Source organism: Pseudarthrobacter sp. lyk4-40-TYG-27, assembly GCF_030209295.1.
Taxonomy (GTDB): domain Bacteria; phylum Actinomycetota; class Actinomycetes; order Actinomycetales; family Micrococcaceae; genus Arthrobacter.
Genome location: NZ_JARVSH010000007.1, coordinates 152791 through 179115, shown reverse-complemented (window position 1 = coordinate 179115; position 26325 = coordinate 152791). Strand labels below are relative to the sequence as shown.

Below are 26325 nucleotides of genomic sequence, written 5' to 3'. Positions count from 1 at the left end.
AGGAAGGACGGCCCGCGACAATGGAACACAGCACGGAAGCCGCCCGGGACGAATCCCGCCAACCGACAGCACACGACCTTGACGTACTGAGCAGGCAGCTGGGACGTCCTGTCCGCGATGTCGTGGAAATTCCGGCACGGTGCGTCTGCGGCAACCCGCTCGTCGCCGCGACCGCCCCCCGTCTCAGCAACGGGACCCCGTTCCCCACCACGTTCTACCTGACCCATCCGGTGATCACCTCCGCGGTGTCCAGGCTGGAAGCCGCCGGCGTCATGAATGAGATGAATGACCAGCTCGCCGGGGACCCCGCCCTCGCTGCGGCTTACCGGTCGGCCCATGACGAATACCTGGCCGCCCGGAATGCGATCGGAGAACGTTCCGGCATCGGCCCGGTGCCGGAAATCGACGGCGTCTCGGCCGGCGGCATGCCCGTACGCGTCAAGTGCCTGCACGTCCTCGTGGGCCACTCCCTGGCGTCCGGTCCCGGCGTCAACCCGCTCGGCGACCAAGCCCTTGGAATGATCAGCGAGTGGTGGACGACGGACAAATGCTACTGCGACGGCGCCTGGGACACCACCGGGGCAGCGCCGTCCCGGGATCTCAGCCGCCACGGCCCCCAGGGCCTGCCGGACATCGTTGGCCGCCCCGCGCCCGTGCGAAAGCCTGCCCGCGACGCCGGGGTGGCGGAATGACGCGCGTGGCCGCCATCGACTGCGGCACCAACTCCATCCGGCTCCTGATCGCGGACATCGACCGGAGCAGCGGCAGTGCGGCCTTGACCGACGTCGTCCGGGAAATGCGCGTGATCCGGCTGGGCCAGGGGGTGGACGCCACCGGCGAACTGGCTCCGGAAGCGCTGGAACGCACCTTTGCCGCCGCCGCAGACTATGCCCGCCTCATCGGTGAGCACGGCGCGGAACGCACCCGGTTCGTTGCGACCTCGGCAACCCGCGACGCACGCAACCGCGACGTCTTCGTAGACGGCATCCGGGACCTGCTGGGAGTTGAACCGGAGGTCATTTCCGGTGATGAGGAAGCGGCCTTGTCGTTCGCCGGCGCCAGCAGTGTGCTGCCCATCCTGGACGGCCACGAAGTCCTGGTGGTCGACCTCGGCGGCGGAAGCACCGAATTCGTCCTCGGCACCGCGGCCGGGGTCACGGCCGCCAAGTCCGTGGACATTGGCTGTGTCCGCCTCACGGAGCGGCACCTGCGCGATGATCCGCCCACCGCCGAACAGGTGGCGGCCGCCGAAGCCGACGTTGACGCCGCCCTGGCCCGCGCCGGACGCGACGTTCCGCTCGAACGCGCCACCGCCGTCGTCGGTGTGGCCGGGTCCGTCACCACCATCACTGCGCACGCCCTCCGCCTGCCCGAATATTCGCCGCAGGCCATCCACGGCGCTGAGCTGCCCATCGAGGTCGTCACGGCCGCGGCCGGTGACCTGCTCGAGATGACCCGCGCCCGGCGCGCGGACCTGCCGTACATGCACCCGGGCCGGGTGGATGTGATTGGCGCCGGGGGACTGGTATGGCGCCGCATCCTGGAACGGATGGGCACGCTGACCGGCGGCAGGATCACCTCCGCCACCGCGAGCGAGCACGACATCCTTGACGGCATCGCCCTGGGCATGGGCTAGCCGCATGCAGTCCACCCCAGCTCCGACCCCGCCTGCGCGCCGGGCCGCCGCGGCCCTTGTCGCTGTCCTGCTCGCAGCATGTTGCCTGTGCGCCGGCCTCTTTACCGCCCCGGCCGCCAAGGCCGACGATTGGCGCGACAAGGAATATTGGCTGGCAGATTCCGGCATCACCAAGGCCTGGGAGGTCTCCAAGGGCGCCGGAGTCAAGGTAGCCGTCATCGACAGCGGCATAGACGCCCAGCACCCGGACCTCAAAGGTGTGGTCACCGGCGGCTATGACGCGTCCGGATCCGGCCAGCCGGACGGCCAGAAAAGCGTCGGTTCCAAGCCCGAACACGGCACCTTGGTGGCCACCATGCTGGCAGGCCGCGGGCACCAGCCGGCCAGTCCCTCGCCCAGCCCCAGCCCCAGCCCCGGGCCCGCCGGCACGCCGCCGGACGGGATCATGGGCGTGGCGCCGGAAGCGCAGCTCCTTTCCGTTTCCACCTGGCTGGGTTCCCCGAACCCTTCCGGCAAGAGCGACCAGGACCAGATTCCAGAGGCCGTCCGCTGGGCCGTGGACAACGGTGCCAAGGTCATCAACATTTCGCTCGGCAGCACCACACCCCAATGGCCCCAAAGCTGGGATGCGGCGTTCCTGTATGCCGAACAAAAGGACGTGGTCATCGTGGCCGCGGCCGGCAACCGGGTAGGCGGCAACACCCAGGTGGGCGCTCCCGCAACCATTCCCGGTGTCCTCACCGTCGCCGGCCTGGACCGCAAGAACACCGCCAGCGTGGATGCTTCCTCGCAAGGGATCAGCATCGGGGTGGCCGCGCCTGCGGAGAACCTGGTGGGCGGGCTCCCCGGCGGGAGCTACGCGGAGTGGGCCGGAACGTCAGGGTCCACGCCGATCGTTGCCGGGGTGGCCGCCCTGATCCGGTCCAAATGGCCGGACATGAGTGCCGAGCAGGTCATTAACAGGATCGTCTCAACGGCGAAGGATGCCGGCGCCCCCGGAAAGGACCCGCTGTACGGCTACGGCATCCTCAACGCGGAGGCCGCCCTCAAGGCAGAGGTCCCGGAAGTGTCGGTGAACCCGCTGGGCACCATTGCCGAATGGATCCGGGTCCACCGGCGCGGCAACGCAGCACCGGCAACCCCGCTTCCCTCCGCCACCCCGGTGCCCAGCGCCGCGCCAACCCTGCCGGAGGCAACCGTCCCCGCCGCCAAGGCCCCCTCGCAGCGCGACAGTGCCATCGGCGCCGCCGTCGTGATTGGTTTCGCCGCCCTGTTCGTGGCCATCATCGCGGCAGCGGCCTTCCAGCTCAGGCGGGCATCCCGCAACCCGGCCCTGGCCAGGGAGGACCCGGACACAGGAGTGGTGGAACGGGTGGATCTGCCCCGGGAACGTCACGTTACGGACCAGCGACCAAGTTAGTGAAGATTTTCACAAACTGCGCTATCCTTAAACTATGGCAACCACCCCACAGCTCCAGGACCGTCCCAGGGTACTCGTCGTCGGCGGCGGGTACGTCGGCTTGTACGTAGCACTGAAACTGCAGAAGAAGATCGCGAATGCCGGTGGCATCGTCACCGTCGTTGATCCCCTGCCCTACATGACTTACCAGCCCTTCCTTCCCGAAGTGGCCGGCGGCAACATCGAAGCCCGCCACGCGGTGGTGTCCCACCGCCAGCACCTCAAGCAGACGGAACTGATCCAGGGCCGCGTCACCTCGATCGACCACGTCAACCGGACGGCTGTGGTGGCACCCGCCGACGGCGGCGAAAACTTTGAGGTTCCCTATTTCGACGTCGTCCTCGCAGCCGGCGCCATCACCCGCACGTTCCCCATCAAGGGCCTGGCGGACAAGGGCATCGGCCTGAAGACCATCGAAGAAGCCGTTGCCCTGCGCAACAAGCTGCTGGAGCGCATCGAAGTTGCCTCCACCATGACGGACCCCGCTGCTCGCGCCAAGGCCCTCACCTTCGTGGTGGTCGGCGGCGGCTTCGCCGGCATCGAGTGCATTACCGAAATGGAAGACCTTGCCCGCGCCGCCGTGCGCAACAACCCGCGCGTCAAGCAGGAGGAAATCCGCTTCGTCCTGGTTGAAGCCATGGGCCGCATCATGCCCGAGGTCACCGCCAAGCAGGCCGACTGGGTCGTGGAGCACCTCCGCAGCCGTGGCATCGAGGTCCTGCTGAACACGTCGCTGGACAGCGCCGAGGGCAGCCTGAAACTCATCAACCTGCCGGACAAGACGCCCGCGCAGGAATTCGAGGCCGACACCCTGGTGTGGACTGCAGGCGTGCAGGCCAACCCCATGGTCCGTTCCACCGACTTCCCGCTCGAGCCGCGCGGCCGCGTCCGCGTCCTGCCGGACCTGCGCATCGCCGGCGACGAAGGCATCGTGGAGAACGCCTGGGCAGCCGGTGACATCGCGGCTGTTCCGGACCTCACCGGGAAGGGCCTCCCGGACGGCACCTGCGTCCCGAACGCCCAGCACGCCCTCCGCCAGGCCAAGCGCCTCGCGAAGAACCTCTGGGCCTCGCGCTGGGAAAAGCCGCTGGGGGACTACAAGCACAAGAACCTCGGTGCCGTGGCCGGCTTCGGCGAATGGAAGGGTGTTGCCAACATCAACCTCCTGGGCCGGATCGGCCTCAAGGGCGGTCTTGCCTGGCTGGCACACCGCGGTTACCACGGCATGGCCATGCCCACCGTTGAGCGCAAGTTCCGCGTCATCCTGAACTGGATCATCAGCTTCTTTGCCGGCCGCGACACCACGCAGCTGCTGGACCTGGACAACCCGCGCGGCGCCTTCGTCGCGGCGGCCACCCCGGCTCCCAAGCCTGCGGCTGCACCCGCAGCCGTTCCTGCGTCCGGCTCCGGTTCATCCGCCACGACCGCTCCGAAGGAAACGGTGGCGGCAAACGCCAAGTAGCGCCTCCGCGCTTCAGCATGCCGACGGCGGCTGTCCCCTTTCCCGGGGACGGCCGCCGTCGGCGTTTCCCGGCAATACGCCGCCGGCAGGTACCATTGACCCGGCGCCCCAGTAGCCCAATTGGCAGAGGCAGCGGACTTAAAATCCGCGTGTTGTGGGTTCGAGTCCCACCTGGGGTACAACTGCCACGCACGGGGAACTGACGCCCACACCAGCGAAAGCCGCCTGCATTGCAGGCGGCTTTCGCCATTTAATTCCACATAGGCAACGACTGTTATAAGGCTGTGACCTCAGTCACTTAGATTCGCTGCCTTCCATGCACTAGCTTGAACCTAAATCAGGAATACCTGGTCCCATTTTCGGGCGCCGCAGCGCCCCATTGATCCGCACGCGCATCGCATGGCCCTGTTTCGGAAGGCAGACAAATGTACCGAAAGAAAGTCCTCACCTCGTTGGCAGCAGCAGCCACATTCAGCATGCTGCTGTCGGCCTGCGCCAACCAGGCGGGCCCCGGCACCACCGAAAGCTCCGGCTCCTCCAGCAAAGTGAACATCCCCGCCATTTCGAAGGTGGATGTTCCTTCCGGCGCGGTCAAGCCGGCCGGCGACGGCAAGGCAACCTGCCCGGCCACCACCACGCTGGCCTATGCCGGCGCTCAGACCGGCCCGAACGCACAGCTGGGCGTCAACATCTTCAACGGCATCCAGCTCGCCATCGACCAGCACAACAAGGCCAACCCGGGCTGCCAGGTCCAGTTCAAGAAGTTCGACACCGAAGGTGACCCGAACAAGGCCACCGGTCCGGTGACCCAGTTGGTGAGCGAGCCCGACATCCTTGGTGTCATCGGCCTGCCGTTCTCCGGCGAGTCCAAGGCAACCGGCAACATTTTCGAGCAGAAGGGCCTGGTCCACATCACCCCGTCGGCCACCAACCCCACGCTGACCGAAAACGGCTGGACCACTTTCTTCCGCGGCCTCGGCAACGACGCCGTCCAAGGCCCGGCCGCCGCGAAGTTCCTCACCGGCAAGCTCGGGGCCAAGAAGGTCTACCTGGTCCAGGATGACTCCGACTACGGCATCGGCCTGGGCACCTCCACCTCTGCAGGCCTGGGCAGCGCCCTGGCCGGCACGGAGAAGGTAACCACGGGGCAGAAGGACTTCTCCGCAGTCATTTCCAAGATCATGAACGCCAAGGCCGACGCCGTCTTCTACGCCGGCTACTACGCCGAAGGCGCACCGTTCGACCAGCAGCTGGTCGGAAAGGGATTCACCGGAACATTCGTGGCACCCGACGGTGTCAAGGATGACCAGTTCATCAAGCAGGCAGGCGATGCCTCGAACAACGCCTACTTCACCTGCCCCTGCCTCCCGGGTGAACTGATCCCGGACTTCGCATCCGCTTACAAGGACGTCTCCAAGGGCGCCGAGCCCGGTACGTACTCCATCGAAGGCTACGATGCCGCAACGGTGCTCCTTTCCGGCATCGACGCGGGCAAGCAGAGCCGCGCAGATCTGCTGTCGTGGGTGAAGTCCTACGACAAGGACGGCTTCAGCAAGCACTACAAGTGGGATGCCAAGGGCGAGCTCCAGGCTCCGACCGTCTACGGCTACAAGGTGGAAAACGGGAAGATCGTTCCGATCGGGCCCATCGGGGAGTAGCAAACCGGCGGGAATCGGCTGTGGGGGCCAGCACTGCAGGCCCCCACAGCCTTTTCTTCGCTTGGCAACAAACCCAGGACCAAGCTACGTCACTAGACATAAGTCCCTCGGCCGGGCCCACAAGGCCCCGTGCAACTGGATCAGGATGTTCCCATGCTTCCCTCTCTCGTCCCACTGCTCCCGACTGAAAATGACTGGATCACTTTCGATATACCGTCCCTGGCCCAGAATTTCTGGAGTGCCACCTTTGACGGCCTGACGTTCGGCGCCATCTACGCGCTGGTCGCCCTTGGCTACACCCTCGTGTACGGCGTCCTGAACCTGATTAACTTCGCACACTCTGAAGTGTTCATCGTTGGCTGCTACGCCGTCTTCTTCACCCTGAGCAGCCTGGGCTTCGGCCCGTCCGTTCCCCGCCTCGACATCTGGGCCATCATCCTGAACCTGCTGCTGGCCTTGGTCCTTGCCATGCTGGCCTCCGCAGTCACGGCCTTCCTGCTTGAGCGCATTGCCTATAAACCGCTCCGGCAACGCAACGCCCCGCGCCTGGTCTTCCTGATCACCGCCATTGGCGCCTCGTTCACCATCCAGTACCTCATCTACCTGTGGCGCGGTCCCAGCCCCGAACTTGCGCTGACAATGTTCCGGCCCACCCCCATCTTTGATGTCTTCGGCACCATCGTCGATTCCCAGCAGCTGGTGATCATCATCGCGGCCGTCATCATGATGGTCGGCATCGACCGTTTCATCAGCAAGTCCCGCACCGGCCGCGGCATCAGGGCAGTCGCCCAGGACCCGGATACCGCGACGTTGATGGGTGTCAACAAAGAGCGCATCATTATTACTACCTTCATCATCGGGGGCCTGCTCGCAGGAGCCGCAGCATTGTTCTACGTCATGAAAATCCCCTCCGGTGTCCAGTACAGCGGCGGATTCGTCCTCGGCATCAAGGCCTTCGCCGCAGCCGTGCTCGGGGGCATCGGCAACGTCCGCGGCGCCCTGCTGGGTGGACTGCTGCTCGGCTTGATCGGCAACTACGGCCAGATCCTGCTCGGAAACTCGCAGTGGACCGACGTCGTGGCCTTCGTGGTGCTGGTGCTCGTGCTGCTGCTGCGGCCCGAAGGCATCCTGGGCACGTCCCTTGGAAGGAGCAAAGCATGAGCATGACGGATGGACCCACGCCGCTGCAGACGGCGGCCGCCGCACAGGCTGCTGAGGACCGGGAAGCCTCTTCCAAGGCGGCCGGCAGGAGCGATCTGCGCCAGCGCGGGAAACGCAAGTCCGGGTACTTCTCCGACCGGTGGCACGCCCTGTCGCGCCAGCAGCAGTGGGCATTCCTGGTCATCGTCGTTGTCCTGGCCTACCTGCTCCCGCTGCTCAACCCGCCCATCATCACCACCGAGCCGGGCAACAATTTCGCCCTGGCATGCTTCGATATGGCACGGTTTGCCCTCATCGCGGTAGGCCTCAACGTGGTGGTGGGATACGCAGGCCTGCTGGACCTTGGGTATGTCGCCTTCTTCGCCGTTGGCTCATACTGCGCGGCGATGCTGACCAGCCCCGATTCACCCTTCCTGCACATCCCTTACCTGTGGACCATTCCGGTGGCCATGGCCGTGACAATGTTCTTCGGCGTGGTGCTGGGTGTCCCCACCCTCCGGCTTCGGGGCGACTACCTGGCCATTGTGACGCTTGGATTTGGTGAGATCGTCCGCATCCTGGCCACGATCATTCCCGCCATGAAGGGCCAGGTCGGTTTCCAGAACGTCGGCCATCCGCCCGGTACCGAAGCTGACGGTACGCCCATCTTCTCCAACTCGAACGGTGTGCCCTGGTACTGGCTGACCCTGACCATCATCATCATCGTCACCCTCCTGGTGGGCAACCTGGAGCGCAGCCGGGTTGGCCGCGCCTGGATCGCCATCCGCGAGGATGAGGACGCAGCTGAAATCATGGGTGTTCCCACCTTCAAGTACAAGGTGTGGGCATTTGCCATCGGCGCCGCGATCGGCGGCCTTTCCGGCGCGCTTTTTGCCGGGCAGGTGGGGTTCGTCAATAACCAGAAGTTCGACGTCACCACCTCAATCCTGTTCCTCGCTGCCGTCGTGCTCGGCGGGGCCGGCAACAAGGTCGGCGCCATCCTGGGTGGGGCCCTGGTCAGCTACATTCCGTTGAGGTTCACGGCCATCGCCGAGTACAAATACCTGATCTTTGGCATCGCCCTGGTCCTGATCATGATCTTCCGCTCGCAGGGGCTGCTCCCGGCACGGCAGCGCCTGCTCGCCTATGGCCGGACAGCTTTCAATAAGGTCGCGGCCCGGGACACGCAAACCAAAGACACGGACAATCCAACAGCCGGCCCCGGGACCCGCACGGCCGGAGAGAGGGGAGCGGAGGCATGAGTTCCGAGGAACGGCAGGCCGGCTCCGGCAGCGTCGGGGAGCAGCCGGACAAGGGCAGCCCGGCAGTTGCAGCACCCGAAATGGACATCGAAGCCCTGGCCGAAGCCGGGGTGGACCAGGAACTGGCCGAGAAAGTGGCACCGGACCGCGATATCGCGGTTGCGGTGGGCGACAACATCGTGGAGGTCCAGAACCTCACGATCAAGTTCGGCGGCCTCGTGGCATTGGACAACGTCAGCTTCAACATCAAGCGCGGCGAGATCCTGGGGCTTATCGGTCCCAACGGCGCCGGCAAGACGACCTGCTTCAACGCCATGACCGGGGTCTACAAGCCCACCAGCGGGAAGGTGGTGTTGGAGGGCCAGGTCCTGAACGGCATCAAGCAGCATAAGATCACCCGTCTGGGCTTGTCCCGCACTTTCCAGAACATCCGGCTCTTCGGCGAAATGACGGCGTTGGAAAACGTGGTGGTGGGCCTGGACGCGCGGCACCGGACCAGCGTTGGCGGGGCCCTGCTGCGACTGCCCACCCACATCAAGGAGGAAAAGTCCGCCATCGAGCGCGGCATGGCACTGCTTGATTTCGTGGGCATCAGCAGCCACGCCCACGTCCTGTCCCGCCAGCTGCCTTACGGTTTCCAGCGCCGGCTGGAGATCGCCCGGGCACTGGCTACCGATCCGAAGGTACTCTGCCTCGACGAGCCGGCCGCCGGCTTCAACCCGGCCGAGAAAGAGGAGCTGATGGCGCTCATCCGCACCATCAGGGACGAGGGTTACACCGTACTGCTGATCGAGCACGACATGAAGCTCGTGATGGGTGTCACCGACCGGATCGTGGTGCTGGAGTTCGGGAAGAAGATCGCGGACGGACTGCCGCGCGAGATCCGCGAAGACCCGAGGGTCATTGCCGCCTACCTAGGAGAGCCCGAAGATGACGTTGCTTGAACTTGAGGACGTTTCCGTCCACTACGGCCGCATCCAGGCGCTGCGGAACATCTCCTTCACGGTGGAAGAAGGCGAAGTGGTGGCGCTGATCGGCGCCAACGGCGCCGGCAAGACCACCACCATGCGCACCATCTCCGGCCTGTTGAACTGCTCCGAGGGAAAGATCACCTTCGCGGGCCAGGACATCACCAAGATGAAGGCGCACATCCGGGTGGTGCACGGGATTTCGCAGGCGCCCGAGGGCCGTGGGATCTTCCCGGGCATGACGGTGATGGAAAACCTCGACATGGGCACCTTCGGGCGCAAGGACAGAAGCGGCGTATCCAAGGACCTGGACCGCGTCTTCGACTTGTTCCCGCGGCTGAAGGAACGCGAGAAGCAGTTCGGCGGAACCATGTCCGGGGGCGAGCAGCAGATGCTCGCCATCGGACGGGCCCTGATGTCCAACCCGAAGCTGCTCCTGCTGGACGAGCCGTCCATGGGGCTGGCACCGCAGTTCATCCGGCAGATCTTCAAGATCATCAAGGAGATCAACAACCAAGGCACCACCGTCCTGATGGTGGAGCAGAACGCCAACCAGGCCCTGGCGGGAGCGCACCGGGCCTTCGTCCTGGAGACCGGCGAGATCACGCACAGTGGCACCGGCAAGCAATTGCTGGAAGATCCCTCCATCAAAGAGGCCTACCTGGGCGTGGGATAGCTGCCCTGCGGGGCCCGGTTGTCCGGGAGGCAACGGTCACGGTTCGGTTGCAACCGGGCCCCGCGGGAACTTTCACCACGGCCTCCACGTGGGACTTGGTAGCGTAACAATCAGCTCATCACCCACACCCACATGGAGGAATTCCGCAATGGCACTTGGCGGCAACCCGATCTTCAACGGAAAGAGTTTCCGTGGCGCCACCCAGGCACCTTCTGTCCCGCAGGCTCCGTACGGTGCTCCTTACGGCCAGGCGCCGTACGGTCAGCAGCCGTACGGCCAGCCGTCCTACGGCCAGCAGGGGTGGAGCACCCAATCCCAGGGCATGACGGACGAACAACTCCAGCAGATGTACAACCAGCCGTCTGCCGGCCCCGCCGACACCGGCAGGATGACGTTCGACGACGTCATCATGAAGACCGCGGCCTGCCTCGGCGCCGTGCTGGTAGGCGCAGCCATCACGCTGACCGTTGGCCTGGGGCTGGCCTCCCTGCTGATGATTGTCGGAGCCCTGGGCGGTTTCGTGCTGGCCCTGGTCAACACGTTCAAGAAGCAGCCCTCGCCCGCACTCATCCTCGCCTATGCCGCCCTGGAAGGACTCTTCCTTGGCGGCCTGACCCGGATCCTGGACACGCAGTACCCAGGTGTGGGCCTGCAGGCAGTCGTCGGCACGCTTTCGGTCTTCGCCGTAACCCTCCTGCTGTTCAAGAGTGGCAAGGTGCGTGCAACACCCAAGGCCATGCGCTTCTTCATGATCGCACTCGGCGGCTACGCCCTGTTCTCCATCGTCAACCTTGTCATGATGATGACCGGCCTGACGCAGGAGCCCTTCGGCCTGCGCAGCGGCATGATCGGCGTCGTCATCGGCCTGCTGGCGATTGGGCTTGCCGCCTTCTCGCTGGTCATGGACTTCACCAGCATCGAGGCCGGAGTCCGCAGAGGCGCTCCGCAGCGCTTCTCCTGGACGGCGGCCTTCGGCCTCACCGTCACGCTGGTCTGGCTGTACGTGGAAATCATCCGCCTGCTGGCCATCCTGCGCGGCGACGACTAGGCACCGGCGGCAATTGCCGCCGTCGTCAGCAAAGGCCGTGGGCCCCACCAAACGGTGGGGCCCACGGCCTTTTGCGTCCGCAGCCCGTCAGGGCTGAGCGGTAGCCCGCCTAGGCAATACGCATGGCGCCGGCGGCAGGGGACACCGTGAAGATGTCCGGTGCCGTGAAGCCGGCCTCGGAGAAGGCCTTCGCGACGGCTGTCCGCACCCTCTGCTCCGCATCCACGGGGGTCAGGGCGATCGCTGCCCCGCCGAACCCGCCTCCGGTCATGCGGGCACCGATGGCCCCGTTCGCCCGTGACGTGTCCACGGCCAGGTCCAGCTCCGGGCACGAAATTTCAAAATCATCCCGCATGGAGGCGTGGCTGGCATCCAGCAGGGGTCCGATGGCAACCGGGCCGGCACCGTCCAGGAGTTCGACGGTCTGGAGCACCCTGTCGTTTTCAGTCACCACGTGCCGCACCCGCCTGAACGTCACCTCATCGAGCAGCCCGGCAGCCTCTTCAAGGTCACCCACCTGGACGTCCCGCAGCGCCTTGACCCCGAGGACCTCCGCCCCGAGCTCGCAGGACGCGCGCCGGGAGGCGTAGCCGCCGTCGGCATGGGAATGGGACACCTTGGTGTCGATGACCAGCAGCACCAGGCCGGCGGGTTCTGTCTCGAACGGAACCAGGGCGGCTTTCTGGTCCCGGCAGTCGAGGAACACCGCATGGCCCTTGGCGCCGCGCAGCGACGCGGACTGATCCATGATCCCCGTGGGCGCGCCCACGAAGTCGTTCTCCGCACGCTGCGTTGCCAGCACCATCTCCTCGGCCGTAAGCCCGGCGCCGGTGAGGTCGTTGAGTGCGGAGATCACGGCGCATTCGATGGCGTGCGACGACGACAGGCCGGCGCCCAGCGGCACCGTGGAGTCAAGGAGCAGGTCCAGGCCGGGGACGTCGATGCCGCGCTCCCGGAGGGCCCACATGACACCCAGGGGGTACTTGGTCCAGCCCTTGGCTGTTCCGGGCTGCAGGGACTCCAGCGAGGTGGTAACGACGCCTTGGTCACCGTACGTGGACAGCAGCCGCACGGTCCGGTCCGGGCGGACCGCGACGGCCACCCGGGCGGTGCGGTCGATGGCGAACGGAAGCACGAACCCTTCGTTATAGTCGGTGTGCTCGCCGATGAGGTTGACCCGGCCCGGCGCCTGCCACACGCCGTCTGCAGTGCCACCGAAAGCTTCGGCGAAGGGGACGGCGAGATCGACGGCGGAAACCTGGGCTGTGCCGGCCTGGTCCTGGCTGCTCACGCGGAAGCTCCTTCTGGTGCGGCCGCCACGGCGGACGGCTTTGTGGACGCCGGGACAGAGACACTGCGCAGGCGCTCCGCCACGCTTTCCGGCGTGGTGTCGTTGATGAACGCGCCCATCGCTGCCTCCGAGCCGGCGAGGTATTTCAGCTTATCCGCTGCCCTGCGCGGGGAGGTCAGCTGCAGGTTGAGGTAGCCGGCCGGGCGGAGGACATCATCCAGGGGAGCCTGGTGCCACGCGGAGATGTAGGGCGTGGGCGTGGGGTAGAGGGCATCCACCCGCTTGAGCAGGTCGAGGTACACCTCCGCCAGCTCGTCCTTCTCCTCCCCGTCCAAGGCGGCAAGGTCGGGAACGTGGCGATGCGGCACCAAGTGGATCTCCAGGGGCCACCGGGCGGCGAAGGGCACATAGGCGCTGAAATGCGTCCCCTCCACCACCATCCGGCTGCCGTCTTCGCGTTCTGCACGCAACAGGGAGCCGGTCAGGGTTTCGCTCCCGTCCTTGGCGTCGTAGTACTTCCGGGCGGCAGCGCCCAGGACGCCGGCGCGGGGTGTGACGTAAGGGTAGGCGTAGATCTGTCCGTGTGGGTGATGCAGCGTCACGCCGATATCGGCGCCCCGGTTCTCAAATGGGAACACCTGCTTGATGCCGGCCATGGCGCTGAGCGCAGCGGTGCGCTGTGCCCACGCCTCGATCACCGTGCGGGACCGTTCCCGGGTCAGTCCGCTGAACGAACCGGTGTGTTCAGGGGTGAAGGAGACAACCTCGCAGCGGCCGTAGGCGGGACCTTTCGTTCCCCATCCCGGATCCGCCGGAACGGGCCCCAACGCAGGGCCGAGGGACGGGAAGCGGTTCTCGAATACCACCACGTCGTAGTCGGAAGCCGGAATCTCTGACGCGTTCGAGTCAGTGGTGGGGCAAATGGGGCATTGGTCCGCCGGAGGCAGGTGTGTCCGTGACTGCCGGTGGGCAGCCACAGCCACCCATTCCCCGGTGAGGGCGTCGAACCGGATCTCGCCCGGTTCGCCCCTGGGCGGCAGCCCGCGATGGTCCGTGGTGAGTTCCGCGGTCCGGGGCGTGGTGCTGCCCGCATCGTCGAAGTACATCAGTTCCCGACCGTCGGAGAGCGTGGTGGTGGTCATCCCTGTCATGGCAAAAGTTTCTCATAAACGCTCAATAAAGAATAGTTAACAACAAAAAGTAACAGTGACGCTCATGCGGGTGCGGCGCCGCCCGTTGTACGGTAGGCCCATGACTGCCTCTTCCGAACCCGAAAACCAAGGTGCCGCGTCCCTCCCGTCCTGCGCGACCGGCCGCCAATACGAGCTGCGCCGCGGCGATGCCGCGGCCGTGGTCACCGCGCTGGCGGCAGGCCTGCGCTCGTACCACCGGGGCGGTGTCCTGCTCACGGAAACCTACGGCGATGACCAGATCGCTCCCGGCGCCACCGGGATTACGCTGGCGCCCTGGGCCAATCGGGTGGAGGACGGGACCTGGTTCCTGGACGGGAAGAAGCAACAGCTGGACATCACGGAAGTGTCCCGCAACAACGCCAGCCACGGACTCCTCCGGAACACCGGCTACTCCCTCGTGGGGAGGTCGGAACATTCGGTGGAACTTGAAGCCACCATCTTTCCGCAGCATGGGTACCCGTTCCTGGCCCGGCACCGGGTGCACTACCAGCTCACCGACGACTTGGGACTGCACGTCAGGCAGACGCTCATCAACGATTCCACGGCTCCGGCTCCCTTCGTCCTGGGCGCACACCCCTACCTGCGGGTCGGCGACACGCCGGTCGAGGACCTGAAGCTGACAGTCGCCGCCGAAACCCGGCTGGTGGCCGATGACCGCCTGATCCCGCGCAGCACGGCGCCGGTGGACGGAGATACCGACTTCCGCTCCGGCAGCGCGATTGCCAATCTCGCAGTGGATGTCGCCTTGACCGGCCTGCGCTACGACGAGGGCAGGGCGCGGCACACCCTGGCCGCCGCCGACGGCGCCGCGGTGTCGCTCTGGCAGGACGAAGCCTGCCGCTATGTCCACGTTTTCGTCAGCACCGAATACCCCGGCCGGACCCGCGCCGTGGCCGTGGAACCGATGACCGGACCAGCGAACGCATTCAACTCCGGAGAAGGCCTTCGCTGGCTGGCGCCGGGCGAATCCTTCAGCATCGAATGGGGGATCGACTATGTCCCGGCCCCGGCCGGGGCGTTGGTTTCCCATTAGCGCAAGGCTGCGGAAGTATTGGGTTATGACGCCACATGAGGACGCCGTAACCCAGGCAAACCAACCTTCTGCCACCACCGCCCCGCTGAGGGTGCTGACGGATCGTGAACTCGACAAGGACATTCCCTACGGCGTCCGCATTGCGGCGTCCTGGTCGTGGCGGCTGGGACTGATCCTGCTGATGGCAGGAACCCTCGTGTGGCTGCTGAGCAAGATCACGCTCCTGATCATTCCGATCATGGTGGCCGCGCTCCTTGCGGGACTCCTGAGTCCGGTCACGCACTGGTTGAAACGCCGGCGCCTGCCCGCCGGCCTCGCCGTGGCCGTGACGGTCCTGGGCTTTATCGGGGTCATCGCGGGTGCGCTGGCCCTGGTGGGCCGCCAGCTTGCGGTCGGGTTCGGAGAGCTCTGGTCACAGGCCCTCGAAGGCATACGGCAGGTCCAGGACTGGCTGTCCACGGGCCCCCTGCACCTCACGGACGCCCAGGTGGACCAGTACGTCAAGGACGCCAGTGACGCGCTGCAGAACAACAGCAGCAGCATCCTCAGTGGTGCGCTCTCCTTCGGCAGCACCGCCGGACACTTTGCGGCCGGGATGCTCCTGTCACTGTTCATCCTTATCTTCTTCCTGCTGGAAGGAGACCGGATCTGGGCTTTCCTGGTCAGGCTGCTGCCCCGAAAGGCGCGGGCAGCGACGTTCGGTGCAGGCCGCAAGGGCTGGGCGTCGATGGTCAGCTATGCGCGCATCCAGATGTTCGTCGCTGCCGTCGACGCGATCGGTATCGGCGTAGGCGCGGCCATAATCGGTGTCCCGCTGGCGCTTCCGCTCGGCGTGCTGGTCTTCCTCGGCTCCTTCATCCCGGTGGTGGGCGCCCTGGTGACGGGCGCCGTCGCCATCCTGCTCGCCTTGGTGGCCAACGGCCCGGTCAACGCGCTGGTCATGCTGGCCATCGTCCTGCTGGTCCAGCAACTCGAGGGCCACATCCTGCAACCCCTGGTCATGGGCAAGGCCGTCTCGCTGCACCCTGTGGCGGTAATCCTCAGCGTTGCGGCGGGCTCGTACCTCGCCGGAATCCCCGGGGCGCTCTTTTCGGTACCCATCCTGGCCGTAGCAAACTCGGCCGTTCGCTACATTGCCGCAAGAACGTGGGAACATGAACAAGTGCCGGTCATCGCCGGAAAGCCCATCACAGCAGGAGCGGGCGGGGACAACACCATCGAGGACGTTGAACCGCAGGCTGCATCCGATGCGGGGCTGGAGGCGGCCGGCGCAACAGCCGAAAACCGCGATGCCCGCACCGCCTCCCGAGAGGGCACCGGAGCCGAATCCAGAGGAGAGTAGTCCGTGAAGATCCTTGAAACCCTTCCCGTCACACTGGACGATGTCCTTGAGGCGCAGAAGCTGCTTGACGGGATTATTGCGCGCACCCCCGTGGAATCGTCCCGCGCGCTGGGCGGCATGGTGGGCGGTGACGTCTACTTCAAATGCGAAAACCTGCAACGGGCCGGGTCATTCAAGGTGCGCGGTGCCTACGTCCGCATGGCGCGGCTCTCCGCGGACGAGAAGAAGCGCGGCGTGGTGGCAGCGTCCGCCGGCAACCACGCCCAGGGTGTAGCCGTTGCCGCCAAGAGCCTGGGCATCAAGGCCCGCATCTACATGCCCCTGGGAGTGGCTCTGCCCAAGCTCGCCGCGACCCGCAGCCATGGCGCCGAAGTGATCCTGCATGGCCATAACGTTGACGAGGCGCTGGCCGAAGCACAGCGCTACAGCAATGAGACCGGAATGGTCTTCGTCCACCCGTTCGACAACGTGGACGTCGTGGCAGGGCAGGGGACCGTTGGCCTCGAAATCCTGGAGCAGGTGCCCACCGTCGACACCATACTTATGGGCGTGGGTGGCGGAGGGCTCCTTGCGGGGGTCGCCGTCGCCATCAAGGCCCGGGCCAGGGAACTCGGCCGCGAGATCCGCATCATCGGCGTCCAGGCGGAGAATGCCGCCGCCTACCCGCCCTCGCTGGCCGCCGATGCCCTGGTGCCACTGAAAAAGGTTTCCACCATGGCTGACGGCATCGCCGTGGGCCGCCCGGGGCAGTTGCCTTTCAGCATCATCCGCGAACTGGTCGATGACGTGGTCACCGTCAGCGAGGACTCCCTGGCCCGTGCCCTGATCTTCCTGCTGGAACGGGCCAAAATGGTGGTGGAGCCCGCAGGTGCGGTGGGCGTCGCGGCCCTGATGGACGGCAAGATCGAGAACCCGGGAACCACTGTGGCCGTCCTCTCCGGCGGCAACATCGATCCCATGCTGATGCTCAAGGTCATCCAGCGCGGCCTGTCCGCCGCCGGCCGCTACATGACCGTGCGAATGATGCTGGACGACCGTCCCGGCTCCCTGGCAACCATTGCGCGCATCATCGCCGAAAACGATGCGAACGTCACCGGCCTGGACCACACCCGCGTGGGTGGTTCCATCAGCATGGGCGACGTATCCATCACGGTGAACCTAGAGACCAAGGGCCACCAGCACGGTGAGCAGGTCCTCAGCGCACTCCGCGCTGAAGGTTTCCAGCCGATCGTGGTCCATTAGGACAGGGCATGGCCGGACCTGCTGGTAACGGACGCCGCCCCGGGCGCCAAACCCTGGCGTCGCGCGCGAAGGGCGGCCTGGCGGTGCTGGGCGGCTTCCTTGCCCTGCTGTTCGCCCTGGAGGTGGCCAACTCGCTGATGATGGGCGCGCTGGTCAGGACATTCGGGCTGCGGCCCAGGAGCGCCGACGGGCTGCTGGACATCTTCACCTTCCCGCTGCTGCACGCCAACCTGAACCACCTGCTCTCCAACAGTTTTCCACTGGTTATCTTCGGGTTCCTGGTGTTCCTGTCCGGGCTGCGCGTCTTCCTGACCGCGCTTGCCTTCAGCTGGCTGGGCAGCGGCCTGACCGTGTGGCTCATTGGCGACGGCGTTACCGTGGGGGCATCCGGCCTGGTCTTCGGGTTGTTCTCGTTCCTCCTGGTGCGAGGCTTCTTCAACCGGAGCTGGCGGCAGATCCTGCTCGCCGTGGTCCTGTTCATGGGCTACGGGAGCATCCTGTTGGGCGCCCTGCCGTTCGTTGCCGGTTACGTGAGCTGGCAAGCGCACCTGGGCGGTGCTGCCGGCGGTGTCGTGGCTGCGCTCCTGCTCCGGCCCCGCGTCCCGGCAACCGTGGGGCCCTGAGCAAAGCACCTGTGTGCGGGCAGGGTCGGCTTTAAAACACTGCGGCGGCCGTCCCCTGGGGGGACGGCCGCCGCAGTGTGCCGGCGTCGGCCAGGCCGGCGAAGGCTAGGCTGCGTAGGGCTTGGCGGAGAGGATCTCCACCTTGATGTCTTTGCCGTTCGGAGCGACGTAGCTGAGGGTGTCCCCTTCCTTGTGGCCCACGATGGCGGCACCCAGCGGCGACTTTTCGCTGAAGACATCCAGATCCGAGTCGCCGGCGATTTCACGGGAGCCCAGCAGGAACGTCTCTTCGTCCCCGGCGATTTTGGCCACCACGATCATGCCCGGTTCCACGATGCCGTCATCGGCAGGTGCTTCGCCCACGTGGGCATCCCGAAGCAGCACGGTCAGCTGGCGGATGCGGGCTTCAATCTTGCCCTGCTCTTCCTTGGCTGCGTGGTAACCGCCGTTTTCCTTGAGGTCGCCCTCTTGCCGCGCTGCTTCAATCTTCTGGACGATCTCCGCCCGGCCTGCGCCGGAAAGGTGGTCCAGCTCTGCCTTCAGGCGGTCAAAAGCTTCCTGGGTGAGCCAGGCTGCAGAAGCGCTGTTGGTGGTAGACACGGACTTCTCCTCTGGTGGTCCTACATGCAAAAGACCCCGCCATGGTGGCCACTTGTGGAGCAGCAACCAGCTCAGCGGGGTAAAGGTATCTATCCAGTGTAGTCAATCACTTGGAGATAACCCAACCTGGACGAGTCGCCGGTCACATCCCTTGTTGCGCCTGGCTGGGAATCCAGCAGCTGTCCACCAGGCCCGACACGGACTCCGACTCAGTGAGCACGGTGACGCGCTGGGCGACCGTCCTGCCGCCGTCGGCCGTTCCATCCGCCGCCGACGGCGGGATGTCAACCACCTTCCAGCCCACGACGGCGAACTTGGAATCCAGTGCCTTGACGGCGCACTTCACGGCGTTTCCGGGCTCGCGGGTGACCTGGAAGTCGACCTCGGCAACGGTGGAATCGGTGGTGCTGTAGCCGATGTCCTTGTACGTCACCCCGGACAGGGAATTCGATGTCGAAACCCATGCCAGGAACCCGATTCCGGCCGCGAGGGCGATGCCGATGCCGGTGCGGGTGGCCTTGGGAGTGAACCGGCGCTTTTTAGCACCATACCGATTGGCTAGGCTAGTGTCTGCGGGCGCGGGTTGGGCCGGCTGGTCCGGGGAAGTCACCAGACCAGTTTAGTGCCCTTTCCGCCGGCTCTCTGCGGCGGCCGTGGCCGCCGGTGGGGCACGACGCCCGCTTCAACATCCTTCGGCTGCCACAAGCCGCGAAACAAGAATAAGGAGCCGTCCTTTCCATGACAGCGTCCAGCAACTCCCAGGTGCCGCTCCGGCTGCTCGCAGTCCATGCCCACCCGGACGACGAATCCAGCAAGGGCGCTGCGACCATGGCCATGTACGCAGCCACGGGCGTGGATGTCATGGTGGCAACCTGCACGGACGGGTCGCGCGGCGACATCCAGAACCCGGCAGTCGAAGGCGAACCACACCCGAAGCGGGACATGGCCGGTGCCCGCAGGCTGGAAATGGCCAACGCAGCCTCCATCCTTGGCATCAAGCAGGCGTGGCTTGGATTTGTCGACTCCGGACTTCCCGAAGGCGATCCCCTTCCGCCGCTTCCGGCCGGTTCGTTCGCCACCTTGCCCCTGGAACGGGCTGCGGCGCCGCTGGTGCGGCTGGTCCGTTCGTTCAAACCGCACGTCATCCTCAGCTACGACGAAAACGGCGGCTACCCCCACCCTGACCACATCATGGCCCACCGTGTGGCTGTGGAAGCTTTCGAAGCCGCCGGCGATCCGGGACGCTACCCGGACGCGGGGGAGGCGTGGGAGCCGAGCAAGCTCTACTACGACCGCGCCTTCAGCCCCGAACGGTTCCGGGCACTGCACTTTGCGCTGGAAGAGGCGGGCCTCCAGTCCCCGTATGCCGAGCGTTTGGCCGCGTGGCTCGAATCCGACGCCGAGGGCCACACCCCGCCGCCGGCGCCGCACCCCACCACCACACAGATCGACTGCGGCGACTACTTCGAAGTTCGTGACGACGCCCTGCGCGCCCACCGGACGCAGGTGGACCCGCTGGGGTTCTTCTTCGCCGTCTCACCCGACATGCAGCGCCGGACCTGGCCCTGGGAGGACTACTCCCTGATCCATTCGAGGGTGCCGTCCGAGCTCCCGGAGAAGGACCTGTTCGCCGGGCTAAGATAGTCAGAGCAGGCTTTTTCTATCAAGCGTAGAAGTCGGGTGCGTCCCAGGCCCGTGCTGTCCGCCTCCTGCTGCATCCGTTCCACCAAAAGGTATCAATCGTGCATTCACTGCTCCTCCGCCTCGCCACCACGCCGACCCCGTTGCCCACTCCAACGCTTCGGGACGGGATCTCCGAGGACCAGGTGACCCCCGGCCTGCTGGGGTTCGTCATGACGGCTTTCTTCGTGGTGGCCACGGCCTTGCTGATCGTCGATATGGTGCGCCGGATCCGCCGGGTGCGCTACCGCGCCCAGGTGGAGGAAGAACGCATGGCGGCCGCAACCGCGGCAGACGTGGAGGCGGCTGACGCGCAGGACGGGCTCGACGACGGCCCGCGCCCGGCAGCGCCGGAGTCCAACGGAAACGGGCTCCAGCGGCCGGGGGAGTAAACCGGCGTCAGGCCAGGACGGCCAGTGCGATGGCAACGAAGTGCGCTGCGAAAGCCAGCACCGTCAGTGCATGGAACAGTTCGTGGAAGCCGAAGTGGTGGTAGCTGAAGTTTGGCTTCTTCAGGGCGTAGAAGACGGCGCCGGTGATGTAGAGAACTCCGCCCACGCAGATCAGGACCGCTGAAGCCGGGCTCGCCTGGAAGAACTGCGGCAGGTAGAACAGGGCGCCACAGCCCAGCGCGATGTAGATGGGCACGTACAGCCAGCGGGGCGCATCGGTCCACAACAGCCGGAACAGCACGCCAAGGATGGCACCGGACCAGATGACCCACAGGAGGATCACCGCCTGCGGGCGTTCCAGGAGCGTCCATGCCAGCGGCGTGTAGGTGCCGGCGATGACGAGCATGATGTTGGTGTGGTCCAGCCGCTTGAGGACCAGCTTGACCCGTGGGGACCAATTTCCGCGATGGTAGACGGCACTAACACCGAACAGCAGCACGCCGGTGGCCGCAAAGACGGCAGAGGTGATCCGCCGGTCCGCGGTAGGGGCCAGCACAACCAGGACGATGCCCGCGGCAAGCGCCAGCGGGGCGGTGACGGTGTGGATCCAACCCCGCCATTTCGGTTTGATCATCAGCAGTTCCGCCAGGCGGACGGCAGCATCATCCACTGCGTTGGGCCCGGGCCCGTCGCCGGGGTTGCTGCCCTCCGGCCCGGACGGCCGGGAACTGTGCGGAGCGTCGCTGTTCATTGGTCCAGAATAACTTACGCATCGGTAAGTTACTCGTTGGTAACTTAGCGTCGCATCCGCCTCCCGGACCCCGGCGCGTCCCGGAGCGCTGCTGGCGGTAGCCTAGGATGTGGATGTACGTACGGCAGGAAAGTCAGGTGAGTGGACGCGTGGAGTTGCCCGGGTTCCTCTATGGCTACTACGAACGCCGGCTGCTGAAGGATCTCCCGCGCGACCGGATTCCCCGCCACATTGGCGTCATGGTGGACGGCAACCGGCGCTGGGCCAAGCAGTTCAACGCCCCCACCAGCCAGGGCCACCAGGCGGGCGCGGACAAGATCCATGAGTTCCTCGGCTGGTGCCAGGAACTCGGCGTCAAGGTGGTCACGCTGTACATGCTGTCCACTGACAACATGAACCGGTCCAGCGAGGAGTTGGACCTCCTGATGGGCATCATCGCCAACACGCTGGACCGGCTCGATGACGACGCCAATATTTCCGTCCACGCGATGGGTGCCCCTGAACTGCTTCCGGACTACTTGGCTGAGCGGCTCAACAAGCTGACTGCGCGGACTCCGGTGCGGGAAAAGATCCACGTCAACGTCGCCGTCGGGTACGGAGGAAGGCGGGAAATTGTCGACGCCGTCCGCGAACTCCTGCACGACGCCGTCGCCAAGGGCATGGACATTTCCAAGCTCGCCGACGACCTGTGCGTCGATGACATCTCGCGCTTCCTCTACACCCGCGGCCAGCCTGACCCGGACCTGGTGATCAGGACATCGGGGGAGCAGCGGCTCTCCGGCTTCCTCATGTGGCAGAGCGCCTACAGCGAGTTCTATTTCTGCGAGGCCCTGTGGCCTGCCTTCCGAAAAGTCGATTTCCTCCGCGCCCTGCGTGACTACGCCGGCCGGCAGCGGCGCTTCGGCGCCTGACACCCCCGGTTCAGCACGAGTTAATCGATGCGCAACGGGAATCGCCGCGTAATGGTTGCGGAAACTTGGCCGGGTGGATTTACGTTATATCCATCAGCAGGCAAAACCGCCGGCTGATCGGGGAGGCCAATACATGGAGCGAAACATCGCACCGGTTGTATGGGAGGCCGGACCCGGCCTCGTGGCCGAGCCGCCTCACCAATAACAATTCCGGGCTGGTGCCCGGGGCTGGAGTCGATGTGGCTACTTCTGAACGACTGCCCGAGGTCCTGGCTGGACAGGGCGGAAAAGCTACCTCTCGCGCCGAGCGCGCTACTTTTGAAACCGGCGCAGCAACTGATGCTGCGGCCGGTTTCGCTGTCTCCGGAAGGGAAGCCGACATCCACACCTTCGTCATCGACACGTCAGTCCTGCTCTCGGACCCCCGGGCACTCCTGCGGTTCGCCGAGCATGAAGTCGTGGTGCCAATCGTTGTGATCACCGAACTTGAGGCAAAACGGCACGACCCCGAACTGGGCTACTTCGCCCGGAAGGCCCTGCGGCTCCTGGACGACCTCCGGGTCAAGCACGGCGGACTGAACCAGGCCATTCCCATTGGTGACGACGGCGGCACCCTGGTGGTGGAGCTCAACCACATTTCGGCGGAGGTACTGCCACTGGGCTTCCGCAGCGGTGACAACGACAGCCGGATCCTTGCCGTCGCCAAGAACCTGGCCAACGAGGGCCGCAACGTCACTGTGGTCTCCAAGGACCTCCCCATGCGGGTCAAAGCGTCCGCCATGGGCCTTACCGCCGACGAATACCGCAATGAGCTCGTCAAGGACTCAGGCTGGACCGGTGTCGCCGAAATCGAAGCCGACGAACAGGAGATCTCTACCCTGTACGGGCACGAACCCGTGTTCATCCCCGCCGCGGCGGAACTGCCCGTCAACACCGGACTGGTCCTGCTTTCCAACCGCGGCTCGGCCCTGGGCCGGGTGGGGGCGGACAAGCAGGTGCGCCTGGTCAAGGGCGATCGAGATGTCTTCGGCCTCCACGGCCGGTCCGCCGAGCAGCGGCTCGCCATCGACATGTTGATGGATCCGGGCGTCGGCATCGTGTCCATTGGCGGACGCGCCGGCACCGGAAAATCGGCGCTCGCCCTTTGTGCGGGCCTCGAAGCCGTACTCGAACGCCGCGAACACCGGAAGGTGATTGTGTTCCGGCCGCTCTACGCCGTGGGTGGCCAGGAACTTGGCTACCTGCCCGGTTCGGAATCCGAAAAGATGAACCCCTGGGCCCAGGCCGTCTTCGACACGCTCGGGGCCTTGGTCAGCCAGGAAGTGGTGGAGGAAGTCATGGACCGCGGCATGCTCGAGGTCATGCCGCTCACGCACATCCGCGGCCGCTCCCTGCACGACGCCTTCGTGATCGTGGACGAGGCGCAGTCGCTGGAGAAGAACGTGCTGCTGACGGTGATGAGCCGAATGGGCCAGAACTCCAAGATCGTCCTCACCCACGACGTCGCCCAGCGGGACAACCTCCGCGTCGGGCGCCACGACGGAATCGCCGCCGTTGTCGAAACCCTGAAGGGACACCCGCTCTTCGGCCACGTCACCCTCACCCGCTCAGAGCGCTCGCCCATCGCAGCGCTGGTGACAGAGCTGCTCGAAGGCTAGTACCTGAGTTGGCAAGGGGCCGTGGCCGGGTTCGCCGGGCCACGGCCCTTCGTGCCTTTCGGTGGCTGGGTACGTCCGCCCCAAGCCCTTCGCCGTCGCTTAGACACCTCCCGGCGCGGTGCTTCGGTCGCTGGGCGACCTGCGCAACGCTCTGGTCGGCGATGCGCTCCTACGCGAAGGACTTGGGCCGGTCTCGTGCAGTCAAGTCACCTTAAGGAACCTTGCCGCTGCTTCGTGGCCCTCCACCTTCAGCTTCCATTCGGGGCGATTGAAGGTTTCGGGGGTGAGGCGGACGTGCTGGAGCGTTTCGACCTTGGTACCCCAGGCCTTGCGGGTGATCCCGTTCAGTTCGTAGCCAAGGGAGCGCGAGACGCCCAGGGAGGCGTCGTTCCAGGATGCGGCCTCGGATTCGGCCACGTCGGCGCCCAGCCAGTCAAAGGCCCAGAGCACGACGGCGGCACGCATCTCCGTGCCCAGTCCGCGCCCTTGGACGGACTGCTGAAGCCAGGAGCCGGTGCTGACGGTCTTGAGGCTTGCGAAGTCCTTGGCACCAATGTCCTGGCAGCCGACAAAACGTCCCTCCTGCCAGATGCCAAGCAGCAACGTCCAGTTTTCCGGGGAGCATTCGGCCCTGCACCGCCAGTACCAGCGGGCCATGTTCGGGCCCAGTTCGTCGTCCGGAAGTTCCGTCCAGGGCATACTGAACGGGTTGCGGCCGGCCTCGTGGATGCCGCTGCGGGCCGCTGCCACGGCGGCGGGCACGTCCTGATCGGTGATGGGCCGGAGCTCAAGCCGGGGTGTGGCCAGCCGAAGGTCGAACAGGGGCCAGATGGAGCTCAGGGAGGTCATCCGCGAAGCCTAGCTGATCGTCATCGCCGGTACCTGTCACGCTCAGGCGGGGAGGTCCCAGGCGATGTGCCGCCGGACGTCCGTGAGGTTCATGGACTGGGCCAGGAACAGGTCATCAAGCATGTATTCGTCCACGGCAATGATGCGGATCCAATGCCCGTAATCACCGGTCCCCGGTTCCAGTGACCGGGTGGCGACGCAGACCCCGGTGCCCACGTCCACGCGGAGGCGCGTGCGCCCGGGAAGGCACAGCGGAGCAGCGGCATCCCCCGGGTGGTAGGCGGCGTTAGGGACCACCACCGCTTCCAGGGCGGCCCTGCCTTCGTGCTCGACATGGTGGATGTCCTTGATGTCCAGTGCGTTGCTGCCCGGGAATTCGATGGGAACCGGAGCGTTGCCGGCGAGCTCAACGGGGTCCAGGGCGGCCGAGAAGCGTCCGTTGCCGAAACCTGGTTCGCCGTACGCTGCCTCAGGCCTGCGGCGGACCTGTCCGGCGTCGTCATAGACGGGGGTGACCAGATGGGGCGGCAGGAGCCAGGACTTGCGGGTGGAGCTGACGTAGAAGTCACCACGGGAATCGTTGATTCCGGTGGTGCTGTGCAGCACCAGGCCATCCGGACTCTCCAGCCGGAGCGCCCCGGGCCGCCGCAGCCATGCCCGGACGAACGGCGCCCCCGGTCCGGGAGCTGCATCGAATGGCTGGTCCCAGTACTCGAACCTCAGGGACTGCCACTTCCAGGGGGATGACCGGCACAGGTTCCGGAACGCGGCAGCCGGATCCGCGGGTGTGCCAGGAGGGTCCGGAACCGTCCGGCGCCGGGACTCCCAGGTCGACATATCCACAGTTTACGCGGCGGCGCTACGGCCGGTACGGCCGGATCCAGTAGCATCCGAGGGGTGATCGGACGACTGGGCGACCTGTGGCAGTACACCCCCGTGGCCTTCTGGCTGGTGCTGGCCGCCTGCCTCTACTTTGTGGTGATGGCTGTGCGGCTCACCGTTATCGATGTCCGGCACCATCTCCTGCCCAACCGAATCGTGTTTCCCTCCTATGCCGTGGCAGGATTCCTTCTCCTGGCCGCAGCGGCGACGGGCTGGGGCGGGGCGGTGACGGCCGCGGGGGATCCGAACGGCAACCCCATCATGCCTGTTGTCAGGGTGCTGGCGGGGGCCGCGATCCTCTGGCTTTTCTACTTCGTCCTTCGCCTTGCCTATCCGCCCGGGATGGGATTCGGCGATGTGAAGCTGGCGGGCGTGCTGGGCATGTACCTTGGCTACCTCAGTTGGGGACATCTCTTCGCCGGCACCTTCCTCGCGTTCCTGCTCGGCGGCCTTTGGTCGCTGGCGCTCCTGGCGGCCCGCAGGGGAACGCTGAAGTCCGCCATCCCGTTTGGCCCGTTCATGCTTGCCGGGGCCGCGGCCGCCATGCTGCTGCCGGCTTAGGTTTACGG

At 65.8% G+C, this 26325-nt stretch carries 26 protein-coding genes and 1 tRNA gene; 20 read left to right on the top strand and 7 right to left on the bottom strand.

Annotation, left to right across the window (positions count from 1 at the left end; translation table 11 throughout):
* The first annotated feature begins 20 nt into the window (after window positions 1–20).
* The 11 genes from QRM96_RS14950 (at window position 21) to QRM96_RS14900 (ending at window position 11309) form a co-directional block, all read left to right on the top strand.
* Complete coding sequence (locus tag QRM96_RS14950; protein ID WP_285320108.1) at window positions 21–692, top strand: DUF501 domain-containing protein; 672 nt, start codon at window positions 21–23, stop codon at window positions 690–692.
* Window positions 689–1636: a Ppx/GppA phosphatase family protein gene (locus tag QRM96_RS14945; RefSeq protein WP_285320107.1), complete on the top strand. Its 948-nt coding sequence runs from the start codon at window positions 689–691 to the stop codon at window positions 1634–1636. Before QRM96_RS14950 ends, QRM96_RS14945 begins: the two co-directional genes overlap by 4 nt.
* 4 nt (window positions 1637–1640) lie before the next feature.
* Window positions 1641–3056, top strand: a complete 1416-nt coding sequence (locus QRM96_RS14940; protein ID WP_018761907.1) for a S8 family serine peptidase — start codon at window positions 1641–1643, stop codon at window positions 3054–3056.
* A 34-nt stretch (window positions 3057–3090) separates the two neighbouring features.
* Entirely contained in the window at window positions 3091–4557 is a 1467-nt protein-coding gene (locus tag QRM96_RS14935; protein ID WP_018761906.1) for an NAD(P)/FAD-dependent oxidoreductase, read from the top strand.
* Between the two features lie 105 nt (window positions 4558–4662).
* A tRNA-Leu gene (locus QRM96_RS14930) sits at window positions 4663–4736 on the top strand.
* A gap of 246 nt (window positions 4737–4982) precedes the next feature.
* Complete coding sequence (locus tag QRM96_RS14925) at window positions 4983–6215, top strand: branched-chain amino acid ABC transporter substrate-binding protein (RefSeq protein WP_018761905.1); 1233 nt, start codon at window positions 4983–4985, stop codon at window positions 6213–6215.
* A 153-nt stretch (window positions 6216–6368) separates the two neighbouring features.
* Entirely contained in the window at window positions 6369–7376 is a 1008-nt protein-coding gene (locus QRM96_RS14920) for a branched-chain amino acid ABC transporter permease (RefSeq protein WP_018761904.1), read from the top strand.
* Window positions 7373–8617: a branched-chain amino acid ABC transporter permease gene (locus QRM96_RS14915; protein ID WP_018761903.1), complete on the top strand. Its 1245-nt coding sequence runs from the start codon at window positions 7373–7375 to the stop codon at window positions 8615–8617. Before QRM96_RS14920 ends, QRM96_RS14915 begins: the two co-directional genes overlap by 4 nt.
* Entirely contained in the window at window positions 8614–9561 is a 948-nt protein-coding gene (locus tag QRM96_RS14910) for an ABC transporter ATP-binding protein (protein WP_285320106.1), read from the top strand. Before QRM96_RS14915 ends, QRM96_RS14910 begins: the two co-directional genes overlap by 4 nt.
* Complete coding sequence (locus QRM96_RS14905; RefSeq protein ID WP_018761901.1) at window positions 9548–10261, top strand: ABC transporter ATP-binding protein; 714 nt, start codon at window positions 9548–9550, stop codon at window positions 10259–10261. The genes QRM96_RS14910 and QRM96_RS14905 overlap by 14 nt, the downstream gene beginning before the upstream one ends.
* 148 nt (window positions 10262–10409) lie before the next feature.
* Window positions 10410–11309 carry a Bax inhibitor-1/YccA family protein gene (locus QRM96_RS14900; RefSeq protein ID WP_285320105.1) on the top strand — a complete coding sequence of 300 codons (900 nt, stop codon included), beginning with the start codon at window positions 10410–10412 and terminating at the stop codon, window positions 11307–11309.
* A 109-nt stretch (window positions 11310–11418) separates the two neighbouring features.
* On the opposite strand, the gene galK is transcribed toward QRM96_RS14900, so the two are convergent.
* Both galK and galT read right to left on the bottom strand, forming a co-directional pair.
* A complete protein-coding gene (gene galK / locus QRM96_RS14895) occupies window positions 11419–12600 on the bottom strand; it encodes a galactokinase (RefSeq protein WP_285320104.1) in 1182 nt (393 codons plus the stop codon).
* Window positions 12597–13751: a galactose-1-phosphate uridylyltransferase gene (gene galT / locus QRM96_RS14890; RefSeq protein ID WP_285320103.1), complete on the bottom strand. Its 1155-nt coding sequence runs from the start codon at window positions 13749–13751 to the stop codon at window positions 12597–12599. The genes galK and galT overlap by 4 nt, the downstream gene beginning before the upstream one ends.
* 100 nt (window positions 13752–13851) lie before the next feature.
* Here galT and QRM96_RS14885 point away from each other — a divergent pair, with 100 nt between their 5' ends.
* Genes QRM96_RS14885 through QRM96_RS14870 form a run of 4 tightly spaced genes read left to right on the top strand, consistent with a single transcriptional unit; the run spans window position 13852 to window position 18033 of the window.
* Complete coding sequence (locus tag QRM96_RS14885; RefSeq protein ID WP_285320102.1) at window positions 13852–14826, top strand: aldose 1-epimerase family protein; 975 nt, start codon at window positions 13852–13854, stop codon at window positions 14824–14826.
* 25 nt (window positions 14827–14851) lie between these two features.
* Entirely contained in the window at window positions 14852–16168 is a 1317-nt protein-coding gene (locus QRM96_RS14880) for an AI-2E family transporter (protein WP_285320101.1), read from the top strand.
* A 3-nt stretch (window positions 16169–16171) separates the two neighbouring features.
* Window positions 16172–17410: a threonine ammonia-lyase gene (ilvA, locus tag QRM96_RS14875; protein WP_018761895.1), complete on the top strand. Its 1239-nt coding sequence runs from the start codon at window positions 16172–16174 to the stop codon at window positions 17408–17410.
* An 8-nt stretch (window positions 17411–17418) separates the two neighbouring features.
* Window positions 17419–18033, top strand: a complete 615-nt coding sequence (locus tag QRM96_RS14870; RefSeq protein ID WP_018761894.1) for a rhomboid family intramembrane serine protease — start codon at window positions 17419–17421, stop codon at window positions 18031–18033.
* A 105-nt stretch (window positions 18034–18138) separates the two neighbouring features.
* Here QRM96_RS14870 and greA read toward each other — a convergent pair whose 3' ends face one another.
* On the bottom strand, window positions 18139–18633 hold the full coding sequence (gene greA / locus QRM96_RS14865) for a transcription elongation factor GreA (protein ID WP_018761893.1): 495 nt from the start codon (window positions 18631–18633) through the stop codon (window positions 18139–18141).
* A 142-nt stretch (window positions 18634–18775) separates the two neighbouring features.
* Window positions 18776–19243 carry a DUF4307 domain-containing protein gene (locus QRM96_RS14860; protein WP_285320100.1) on the bottom strand — a complete coding sequence of 156 codons (468 nt, stop codon included), beginning with the start codon at window positions 19241–19243 and terminating at the stop codon, window positions 18776–18778.
* 128 nt (window positions 19244–19371) lie between these two features.
* Between QRM96_RS14860 and mca the strand changes: the two genes are divergently transcribed.
* Both mca and QRM96_RS14850 read left to right on the top strand, forming a co-directional pair.
* Window positions 19372–20277, top strand: coding sequence for a mycothiol conjugate amidase Mca (gene mca, locus QRM96_RS14855; RefSeq protein WP_018761891.1), 906 nt, complete (start codon window positions 19372–19374; stop codon window positions 20275–20277).
* 98 nt (window positions 20278–20375) lie between these two features.
* The gene (locus QRM96_RS14850; protein ID WP_109863465.1) at window positions 20376–20705 is read left to right on the top strand and encodes a hypothetical protein; all 330 of its coding nucleotides are present in this window, start codon (window positions 20376–20378) and stop codon (window positions 20703–20705) included.
* A gap of 7 nt (window positions 20706–20712) precedes the next feature.
* Here QRM96_RS14850 and trhA read toward each other — a convergent pair whose 3' ends face one another.
* Window positions 20713–21456, bottom strand: coding sequence for a PAQR family membrane homeostasis protein TrhA (gene trhA, locus QRM96_RS14845; protein ID WP_018761889.1), 744 nt, complete (start codon window positions 21454–21456; stop codon window positions 20713–20715).
* A 149-nt stretch (window positions 21457–21605) separates the two neighbouring features.
* Between trhA and QRM96_RS14840 the strand changes: the two genes are divergently transcribed.
* A complete protein-coding gene (locus tag QRM96_RS14840; RefSeq protein WP_018761888.1) occupies window positions 21606–22367 on the top strand; it encodes an isoprenyl transferase in 762 nt (253 codons plus the stop codon).
* A gap of 239 nt (window positions 22368–22606) precedes the next feature.
* Window positions 22607–24025 carry an RNA 5'-3' helicase PhoH2 gene (gene phoH2 / locus QRM96_RS14835; protein ID WP_109863464.1) on the top strand — a complete coding sequence of 473 codons (1419 nt, stop codon included), beginning with the start codon at window positions 22607–22609 and terminating at the stop codon, window positions 24023–24025.
* A 201-nt stretch (window positions 24026–24226) separates the two neighbouring features.
* Here phoH2 and QRM96_RS14830 read toward each other — a convergent pair whose 3' ends face one another.
* Both QRM96_RS14830 and QRM96_RS14825 read right to left on the bottom strand, forming a co-directional pair.
* Window positions 24227–24874 (bottom strand): GNAT family N-acetyltransferase, encoded by a 648-nt coding sequence (locus QRM96_RS14830; RefSeq protein WP_285320099.1) that lies wholly within the window; start codon window positions 24872–24874, stop codon window positions 24227–24229.
* Window positions 24875–24916: 42 nt separating this feature from the next.
* Entirely contained in the window at window positions 24917–25711 is a 795-nt protein-coding gene (locus tag QRM96_RS14825) for a hypothetical protein (RefSeq protein WP_285320098.1), read from the bottom strand.
* 60 nt (window positions 25712–25771) lie between these two features.
* Here QRM96_RS14825 and QRM96_RS14820 point away from each other — a divergent pair, with 60 nt between their 5' ends.
* Window positions 25772–26317 (top strand): prepilin peptidase, encoded by a 546-nt coding sequence (locus QRM96_RS14820; protein WP_109863461.1) that lies wholly within the window; start codon window positions 25772–25774, stop codon window positions 26315–26317.
* Window positions 26318–26325: the final 8 nt, after the last annotated feature.

Coding starts and splice junctions, on each gene's coding strand:
- QRM96_RS14925 (WP_018761905.1), top strand. CDS start 4,983: ATGTACCGAAAGAAAGTCCTCACCTCGTTGGCAGCAGCAGCCACATTC.
- QRM96_RS14920 (WP_018761904.1), top strand. CDS start 6,369: ATGCTTCCCTCTCTCGTCCCACTGCTCCCGACTGAAAATGACTGGATC.
- QRM96_RS14885 (WP_285320102.1), top strand. CDS start 13,852: ATGACTGCCTCTTCCGAACCCGAAAACCAAGGTGCCGCGTCCCTCCCG.
- QRM96_RS14870 (WP_018761894.1), top strand. CDS start 17,419: ATGGCCGGACCTGCTGGTAACGGACGCCGCCCCGGGCGCCAAACCCTG.
- QRM96_RS14915 (WP_018761903.1), top strand. CDS start 7,373: ATGAGCATGACGGATGGACCCACGCCGCTGCAGACGGCGGCCGCCGCA.
- QRM96_RS14880 (WP_285320101.1), top strand. CDS start 14,852: ATGACGCCACATGAGGACGCCGTAACCCAGGCAAACCAACCTTCTGCC.
- QRM96_RS14945 (WP_285320107.1), top strand. CDS start 689: ATGACGCGCGTGGCCGCCATCGACTGCGGCACCAACTCCATCCGGCTC.
- QRM96_RS14905 (WP_018761901.1), top strand. CDS start 9,548: ATGACGTTGCTTGAACTTGAGGACGTTTCCGTCCACTACGGCCGCATC.
- galT (WP_285320103.1), bottom strand. CDS start 13,751: ATGACAGGGATGACCACCACCACGCTCTCCGACGGTCGGGAACTGATG.
- QRM96_RS14950 (WP_285320108.1), top strand. CDS start 21: ATGGAACACAGCACGGAAGCCGCCCGGGACGAATCCCGCCAACCGACA.
- mca (WP_018761891.1), top strand. CDS start 19,372: ATGACAGCGTCCAGCAACTCCCAGGTGCCGCTCCGGCTGCTCGCAGTC.
- QRM96_RS14940 (WP_018761907.1), top strand. CDS start 1,641: ATGCAGTCCACCCCAGCTCCGACCCCGCCTGCGCGCCGGGCCGCCGCG.
- trhA (WP_018761889.1), bottom strand. CDS start 21,456: ATGAACAGCGACGCTCCGCACAGTTCCCGGCCGTCCGGGCCGGAGGGC.
- QRM96_RS14830 (WP_285320099.1), bottom strand. CDS start 24,874: ATGACCTCCCTGAGCTCCATCTGGCCCCTGTTCGACCTTCGGCTGGCC.
- QRM96_RS14825 (WP_285320098.1), bottom strand. CDS start 25,711: ATGTCGACCTGGGAGTCCCGGCGCCGGACGGTTCCGGACCCTCCTGGC.
- QRM96_RS14910 (WP_285320106.1), top strand. CDS start 8,614: ATGAGTTCCGAGGAACGGCAGGCCGGCTCCGGCAGCGTCGGGGAGCAG.
- QRM96_RS14935 (WP_018761906.1), top strand. CDS start 3,091: ATGGCAACCACCCCACAGCTCCAGGACCGTCCCAGGGTACTCGTCGTC.
- QRM96_RS14900 (WP_285320105.1), top strand. CDS start 10,410: ATGGCACTTGGCGGCAACCCGATCTTCAACGGAAAGAGTTTCCGTGGC.